The following is a 7,304-nucleotide window of genomic DNA, read 5'->3' as shown; positions in this document are numbered from 1 at the left end:
GTCTGAAAACGGCGCAGTCCCTGTAGGAGCGAGCCTGCTCGCGATAGCGGAGTATCAGTCGACATCAACGTTGAATGATAAATCGCTATCGCGAGCAGGCTCACTCCCACAGGGGATTTGCAGTGCTTTCAGAACCCGCGATGGCGCTTGAGGTGTTCGTTGATCTTCGCCGCCGGCACTTTCTGCAAGCTGACCAGCAAATCATGGGACAACTCGCGCAACCCGTGCTTGTGCCGCAGCTCTTGCGCCAAGTGCGCCGTGAGGTTGGCCGCCATTTCGGCATCGGCCATGGCCCGGTGGGCCTTGCCGGTATTGGGCAGGCTGGCGAAGGTGGTGAGGGTGCCGAGTTTGTGGTTCGGCGCGGCGGGCATCAGGCGGCGGGCCAGTAGCAGCGAGCAGGCGAAGTTCTGCAAGCGGGTGCGTTTGATGCGGCTGAGTTCGAAATCCCAGAACTTCTGGTCGAACGCGGCGTTGTGGGCCAGCAGCGGCGTGATCCCGACGAATTCGTTGACCTCGTTCATCACCTGCTCTGCCGAGGGCGCGGTGCGCAGCATGGCGTTGCTGATGCCGGTCAGTTGTTCGATGAAGGCCGGGACGCGCACGCCGGCGTTCATCAGGCTCTGGTAACGCTCGACGATGCGCCCCTGTTCAAGGATCACCACGGCAATTTCCGTGGCCCGGCAGCTGCTGCTCGGGGAGATCCCGGTGGTTTCAAAGTCGATGACTGCTATGCGTTCCAAACCTGTTTCAACTCCGTAAAAATCAATTCTTGAGCAGCAACGCGCCTTCGATCGGCACGTAGCGGCTGGCGGCGCGGATCAGCGAGTTGGCCGTCAGGCCCGGCACGCCGTAAGCCACGGCTTGCACCCCGTGCTTGGTGATGATGCGCTCCAGCAGCATGTCGAAATCACCGTCGCCGGAAGCCAGCACCACTTCGTCGACATGATCGGCGGCGTCCATGATGTCGAGGGTGATGCCCACGTCCCAGTCGCCTTTGGCCGAGCCGTCGCTGCGCTGGATGTAGGGCTTGAGCTTCACGATGAAGCCGAGGTTGCGCAGGATCTGCTGGAATTGCTGCTGCTTGCTGTCGCCGCGATCGATCGCATAGGCATAGGCCTCGACGATCTCGCCCTGTTTGCTGATATCAGCCCAGAGCGCGGCGTAGTTGAAGTGGCAACCATAGGCCTGACGCACGGTGTAATAGAGGTTTTGAACGTCGGCGAACACTGCGATTTTTTTCACCGTGCATCCTCTTTGGCGCAGTCGCGCGCAGGCTGGGTCAGGCACCAGGCCCGAAAAGTGGCCCAGTATGCCAGCCTGAAGGATTGTTCCGCGAATAATCGGCCCGAAGCCTCTTGGAGCCTCGGACGAATGGCAACCTGTGGCGAGGGCGCTTGCTCCCGCTGGGTCGCGCAGCGGCCCCAAAGAAGGACTGCTGCGCAGCCCAGCGGGAGCAAGCTCCCTCACCACGGGTTCAGTGTTACACCTGTAACGTTGAATCAGACGAAGGAATCGTCGTCGCCGCCAAAGAACGAAGAGCTGTCATCGCTGTAGTCGGCGTCGGTGAAGCCTCCCTGATCGTTGGCGTTGTTGTCAGCCACGCGCTCGTCGTTGCCCCAGCCGTTGCCGCTGTCGCTCTGATCATTGACCTGAGCCGGTTCTTCCTTGATGACTTCGACGACTTCCTGCGGTTGCTGATTGCTGTGGAACAGGCTGCTGATGCCTTGCGCCAGCATCACGCCACCGGCCACACCGGCGGCGGTTTTCAGGGCGCCGCCAAGGAAACCACTGCCAATCCCGGGGGCTTGCTGCTGCGGCGCGTAATTCTGCTGTGGCGGTGCAGCACCGAAGTTCTGTTGCTGCGGCGGCTGCGAATTGAACGACGGCCGCCCCTGCTCACGCCATCCACCATTGGAGGACGGCGCGCTTTGCGTCGGTGCAGGCTGCGGATCACGGGAACCGCCACCGAAAATGCTCGACAGGAAACCACCGCTGGCAGGCGCCGACGGCTGAGCCTTGGCCGATTGCAGTTCGGCCTGCAATTGCTGAACTTGCTGAGCGAGTTGCTTGTTCTGCGCGTCGAGGCTTTTGATGGCCGCTTCCTGAACCAGAATCGCCTGGGTCATGAAATAACCTGCCGCCGGTTGGCGAGTCAGGTGCTCCTTGATCCGCGCTTCAGCCTGGGCGTCACGCGGGGCTGAGTCCGTTTCGGCTTGTTGCAACCGGGAAAACAGTCCATCGATCAGGGTTTGTTCTTCGCTGTTCATGGCGACCTCGTAGATTGCCGGAGAAATCGTTGACCTTTACCAAAGAGGATAAGGTGCTCGACCTTAATGGAGGCTGAAACAAGTTGTTTCAATGACCTTTACCGAACGTTTACGTTTGCGCCCCAAAGGGCTTCATCGGTTAAAGTGGGCCACTGCTTTCAACCTGCGATACCGACTGATGAATTCGTTCGATGTACTGCGTGACTCTCTGTATTTCTTCAAGCGCAATCTGGGCCAGATCGTGCGCCTGTGCCTGCCGCTGGTGATTTTCGAGGCGCTGCTGCAACAAATGGTGGATCGCTCCACCGAGCCGGACAGTTTCCCCGGCATCAGCGTGATGGTCGGCTTGCTGGTCTATCCGCTGTACACCGCCGCACTGATCCTGTTTCTCGATGCCCGCAGCCGTGGCGAATCACCGAGCACCCGCGAGTTGCTGTCGAGGTCGGCCTATCTGTGGCCGCGCTTCGCCCTGCTCACCGCCCTCAACACCTTGCTGATCCTGATTGGCTTGTCGCTGTATTTCCTGCCGGGCATCTGGCTGATGGTCACCCTGGCGTTCGGCGAGTATCTGCTGGTGCTGCGCGGCCAGGCCCCGCTGGCGGCGATGAAGGAAAGCCTGCGCCTGACCCGCGGCCATTTCCTGCGCATCCTGGTGTGCATTCTGTGTGTGATGGGCCCATTGTGGGTGCTCAAGGGCGCGACCCTTTCGATTTACCCGGATCCGCAGAACCCGGTGATTTCGCTGCTGATCGACAGCGCGCACAGCTTTTTGCAACTGTTCACCAGCGTGGTGCTGTTCCGCCTGTTCATGCTGATTGCCGATGCCCCCGAGAAAATTGACGGGCCGCTATGACCCATGGGCTTAAGCCCTACGCTCGGTTATGCTCGGGCTCATCTTTTGTAACGCTATAAGCCGAGCCATGACCCGTCTACTGCGCTACACCCTGCTGGGCCTGCTGATCGCGGCGGGCCTGATTGCCTTGCTGATTTACAACCTGACCTGGCGTCCCGGTGCCAAAGAAGCAGCACCGGTCGGCTGCAGCGCTCAGGCGCCCACGCTGGTCCCCGGCCAGGCCCTGAAAGTCATGACCTGGAACGTCCAGTACCTGGCGGGCAAGCGCTACGTGTTCTGGAATGACCTGGCCAAAGGCGACGACGAGAGCCCCACCGCCGAAGACATGGCCTTCAGCCTCGATGAGGTGGCACGGGTCATTCGTGACGAGCAACCGGACATTGTGCTGTTGCAGGAGCTGGATGACGGCGCCAAGGCCAGCGATTATCAAAACCAGTTCAAGTTGCTTCAGGAACGGGTCGCCGACCTTTATCCGTGCAGCGCTCATGCCTTCGACTGGAAAGCTGACTTTGTGCCGCTGCCGCACATCTTCGGCAGTGTCGGCCGACAACTGGCAACCCTCAGCCGATACCAGATCGAACACGCCGAACGCCTGCAATTGCCGGTCGCGTCGGCCAACTTCATCAGCCGTCAGTTCACACCGAAAAACGCCTTGCTGGCGACTTACCTGCCATTGGGCGGCGGTGGACAGATCGCGGTGCTCAATACCCATCTGGACCGCGTCATCCAACCTGATGAAACCCTGCTGGCCCAAGTGACCGCCGTGGCCAAGGTGCTCGACAAATATGAAAGCCATGGCACCCCGTGGTTGATCGGTGGCGACTTCAACCTGTTGCCGCTGGGCCAGTATCGACGCCTGCCCGACGAACAACGCACGCCCTACTCCGTCGACAGTGCCTTGCATGTGCTGTGGGACAAATACCCGATGATCCCGACCAACAACGAAGCCAGCGGGATCGACCGGGCGCGGTGGCTGACCCACTACCCGAACGATCCAGGCTTGAACGGCCCGGACCGGACGGTTGATTACCTGTTCTACAGCCCGCGGATCAAACGGGTCGAGGCGATGGTGAGGCAGGACGATACCTTGCGGATCTCCGATCATTTGCCGGTGATTGCGCGGTTCCTCCTGCCTGCGGCCCCATAGAGCCGGATCAACGCTCCCAGAGGGGATTTGGGCATGACGGTAAATCGGCTCAATGAACCTCTTCCAGATCGTCATGCAACAGCCCGAAGATCTTGCGTTTCATGTCGATGAACGAGCGCTCCATGACCATGTCCAGGTTACGCGGGCGTTCGATCGGCACGTCCAGGATCTGCTTGATCCGCCCTGGCCTGGCGCCCATCACGTAAACCCGATCCCCCAACAGAATCGCCTCGTCGATGTCATGGGTCACGAACAGCACGGTCTTCTTGCTGTTGCCCCAGACCCGCAACAACAGCTGCTGCATTTGCAGGCGCGTCTGGCTGTCGAGCGCGCCGAAGGGTTCGTCCATCAAGAGGATTTGCGGGTCATTGGCCAAGGCCCGGGCAATCGCCACACGCTGCATCATGCCGCCGGACAACTGCTTGGCGTAGTTATCGGCGAACCCGGTCAGCCCCACTTCATTGACGTAGTAATCGACGATTTCCTTGCGCTGAGCGGTCGCCATGCCGCGCCGCTTGAGGCCGAACTCGACGTTCTGCCGCACGGTCAACCACGGGAACAGCGTGTAGCTCTGGAACACCATACCCCGATCCGCACCCGGCCCCTGCACTTGCTGGCCGCCGACATAAATCTCGCCTTCCGTGGGCTCGTTCAGGCCGGCCGTGAGGTACAGCAGACTCGACTTGCCGCAGCCCGACGGCCCGACCAGCACGGCGAATTGTTGATCCGGCACTTCGAACGACACCTGCTCCAGCGCGGTGAACATACCGCCGTCAGGTTTCTGATAACGCAGACTGACCTTGTCCACCTGCAGCCGTGGCGCGGCTTGCACCGGGGCGGCCGTGGGTGTGATGAAACGCGGGTTGACGGCGCTTACTGAGCCCATGCGGCAATCCTCAGACGGAGAAAACGGAACAGTTGATCGGTGACCAGGCCCAGCAGACCGATGATTGCGATGGCGAGGAAAATCACGTCCACTTGAAAACCGCGCATGGCTTTCAGGCTCAAGTAACCCAGGCCACTGGACGCGGCGACCAGCTCGGCGACCACCAGATAGGTCCAGGCCCAGCCCATGGTCACACGCAACGTGTCGAGCACACCCGGCAACGACGCCGGGGCAATCACATGCAGCACCGCATCGCGGCGGGTCGAACCCAAGGTGTACGACGCGTTGATCAGGTCCTTGGAGATGCCCTTGGACACGTCGGCGATCATCACCAGTTGCTGGAAAAACACGCCAAAGATGATCACCGACACACGCTGTTCCAGACCGATGCCGATCCACAGAATGAACAGCGGCACGAACGAGGTCACCGGCAGGTAGCGGATGAAATTGACCATCGGTTCAAGGAACGCCTGGACGATGCGGAAGCTGCCCATCAGCAACCCCAACGGCACCGCCACCAGAGACGAGACAATGAAACCGACCATCACCACTTCGAGGCTGGCCCACACATGCAGGCCAAGGGTGCCGTCGCGGCTCAGGCGCACGGCGGCTTCGGCCACCGCCCCCGGTGTCGGCAGGAACATGCCTGGCACCACGCCGCCGTAGGACAACCCGGCCCACAGGCCGATCAACAACACCCAGGCCAGGCCGCTCGCGCTCCAGATCACCTGCACCGGCAGGCCGGTCTTGGGCGTGATGCAGCGGCTCAGCCATGAATTGCGCTTGAACATGCGGACCTCCTACAGCGGGCTGACGAAGCGGTTGTCGATCAGGTCGTCATTGCTGACGTTGTAGGGCTTGCCCTGCAATTCGCTGGCGGTTTCGTTGGCCAGTTTGATCAGTGGCTCGCTGTCGCCCGGCTTGCCCGGAGACCCCAAGAGTTTTTCGCTCATGGCCTGATCGTAGAAGCGCACGCCTTGCGCGGCGGCTTCCAGTTCCTTCGGATCGGCGAGGTAACCGCCGACGCCTTTGGCCATGATTTTGTAAGCTTCCTTCGGATGGTCCTTGGTGTACTGCACCGCTTTGTAGAGACCGGCGACCAAGGCCTTGACGTCTTCCGGTTGCTTCTCGATGACCGTGCAGTTGAGCGCGACCACGTCGACAATCACTCCCGGCGTGCTGCTGCTGTCGATCAGCACTTTGCCTTGTTGCTTGTTGCGGACCATCGACAGGTGCGGCTCCCAGGTCACGGCGGCCGGCACACGGCCGGCGATGAACGCGGTGGCAGCGTCATCGGCCGTCATGTTCTGCACGGTGATGTCGCTCATGCTCATGCCGTGTTTTTTCAGCAGGTACGACAGCCAGAACTGCGAGGTCGACCCTTCGTTCACCGCCACTGCCTTGCCTTTGAGCTCCTGCAAACTCTTGACGTCCTTGCCCACCAGAACACCGTCGCCACCATGGCTGTCATCGAGTGCGGCGACGGCCTTGAAGCAGAATTGCGGGCGGTACTTGAGCACTTCGTCGATGGTCGACGCCGAGCCCGACAACTCGCCCGAAGCCTGGGCGGCCATGTACATCGAAGCTTCTTCAACGACGGGCAATTCGACGGTCAAACCGCCTTCCTTGAAGTATCCCAGGTCCTGGGCCAGGTAGAGCGTGCCGTAGCCGACCCACGTGGTGTGGCCGATGGACAGGGTGCCGGCCTGGGCGCTGGTGGCGACCGTGGCGGCGATGGCGGTGATCGCCAGTGGATGAGCGACGCGGTTAAGCAAGGACTTGATCATGGAGCACTCCCAAAGCTGTTGATTTAGTTTTGTCATGGGCAGTACGGCCAGTGGCCTTGGATCAGTTGCCACCGGTGGTCTCTGATGGACCTTTCGATGGTCAGCATTCGGCTGACTGGCGAAGTCGATGTTGGACCAGGGGCGGGATAAGGAAAATCAGGAAATATGTCGTTGGGAGTGATGAAAAAACTGGGTAGCGCGCGCCGTAAAAGGGCGGGGTTGGCGGGGACGCACGGGGGAGGTGCAAAACATGAAATAGGTGTTGAATCGACCACAGCATTCGCGGGCAAGCCTCGCTCCTGCAGGGTTTATGTCGGCCGCGGAATTGGGCACGACACACAACCTGTAGGAGCGAGGCTTGCCC

8 protein-coding genes are annotated in these 7,304 nt (G+C 60.7%); 2 read left to right on the top strand and 6 right to left on the bottom strand.

Annotated elements, in window-relative coordinates; all coding sequences use genetic code 11:
• Window positions 1-128: 128 nt before the first annotated feature.
• The 3 genes from QMX98_RS30390 to QMX98_RS30380 form a co-directional block, all read right to left on the bottom strand.
• A complete protein-coding gene (locus tag QMX98_RS30390) occupies window positions 129-740 on the bottom strand; it encodes a 3'-5' exonuclease (RefSeq protein ID WP_077749914.1) in 612 nt (203 codons plus the stop codon).
• A gap of 22 nt (window positions 741-762) precedes the next feature.
• Window positions 763-1,242 carry an NYN domain-containing protein gene (locus QMX98_RS30385; RefSeq protein WP_010467410.1) on the bottom strand — a complete coding sequence of 160 codons (480 nt, stop codon included), beginning with the start codon at window positions 1,240-1,242 and terminating at the stop codon, window positions 763-765.
• 257 nt (window positions 1,243-1,499) lie between these two features.
• Window positions 1,500-2,267: a DUF2076 domain-containing protein gene (locus QMX98_RS30380; RefSeq protein WP_083375696.1), complete on the bottom strand. Its 768-nt coding sequence runs from the start codon at window positions 2,265-2,267 to the stop codon at window positions 1,500-1,502.
• 178 nt (window positions 2,268-2,445) lie between these two features.
• On the opposite strand from QMX98_RS30380, the gene QMX98_RS30375 reads away from it, so the two are divergent.
• The gene (locus QMX98_RS30375) at window positions 2,446-3,120 is read left to right on the top strand and encodes a YciC family protein (RefSeq protein ID WP_282411861.1); all 675 of its coding nucleotides are present in this window, start codon (window positions 2,446-2,448) and stop codon (window positions 3,118-3,120) included.
• 67 nt (window positions 3,121-3,187) lie between these two features.
• Window positions 3,188-4,267 (top strand): endonuclease/exonuclease/phosphatase family protein, encoded by a 1,080-nt coding sequence (locus QMX98_RS30370; protein ID WP_172791681.1) that lies wholly within the window; start codon window positions 3,188-3,190, stop codon window positions 4,265-4,267.
• 49 nt (window positions 4,268-4,316) lie between these two features.
• Here QMX98_RS30370 and QMX98_RS30365 read toward each other — a convergent pair whose 3' ends face one another.
• Genes QMX98_RS30365 through QMX98_RS30355 form a run of 3 tightly spaced genes read right to left on the bottom strand, consistent with a single transcriptional unit; the run spans window position 4,317 to window position 6,940 of the window.
• Entirely contained in the window at window positions 4,317-5,153 is an 837-nt protein-coding gene (locus QMX98_RS30365) for an ABC transporter ATP-binding protein (protein WP_169858210.1), read from the bottom strand.
• A complete protein-coding gene (locus tag QMX98_RS30360) occupies window positions 5,141-5,944 on the bottom strand; it encodes an ABC transporter permease (RefSeq protein ID WP_010467403.1) in 804 nt (267 codons plus the stop codon). The genes QMX98_RS30365 and QMX98_RS30360 overlap by 13 nt, the downstream gene beginning before the upstream one ends.
• A gap of 9 nt (window positions 5,945-5,953) precedes the next feature.
• Window positions 5,954-6,940 carry an ABC transporter substrate-binding protein gene (locus QMX98_RS30355; RefSeq protein WP_010467401.1) on the bottom strand — a complete coding sequence of 329 codons (987 nt, stop codon included), beginning with the start codon at window positions 6,938-6,940 and terminating at the stop codon, window positions 5,954-5,956.
• Window positions 6,941-7,304: the final 364 nt, after the last annotated feature.

The organism is Pseudomonas sp. PS02303, from assembly GCF_029959925.1.
Lineage (GTDB): Bacteria > Pseudomonadota > Gammaproteobacteria > Pseudomonadales > Pseudomonadaceae > Aquipseudomonas > Aquipseudomonas mandelii.
This window is presented reverse-complemented; position numbering and strand designations above follow the sequence as displayed.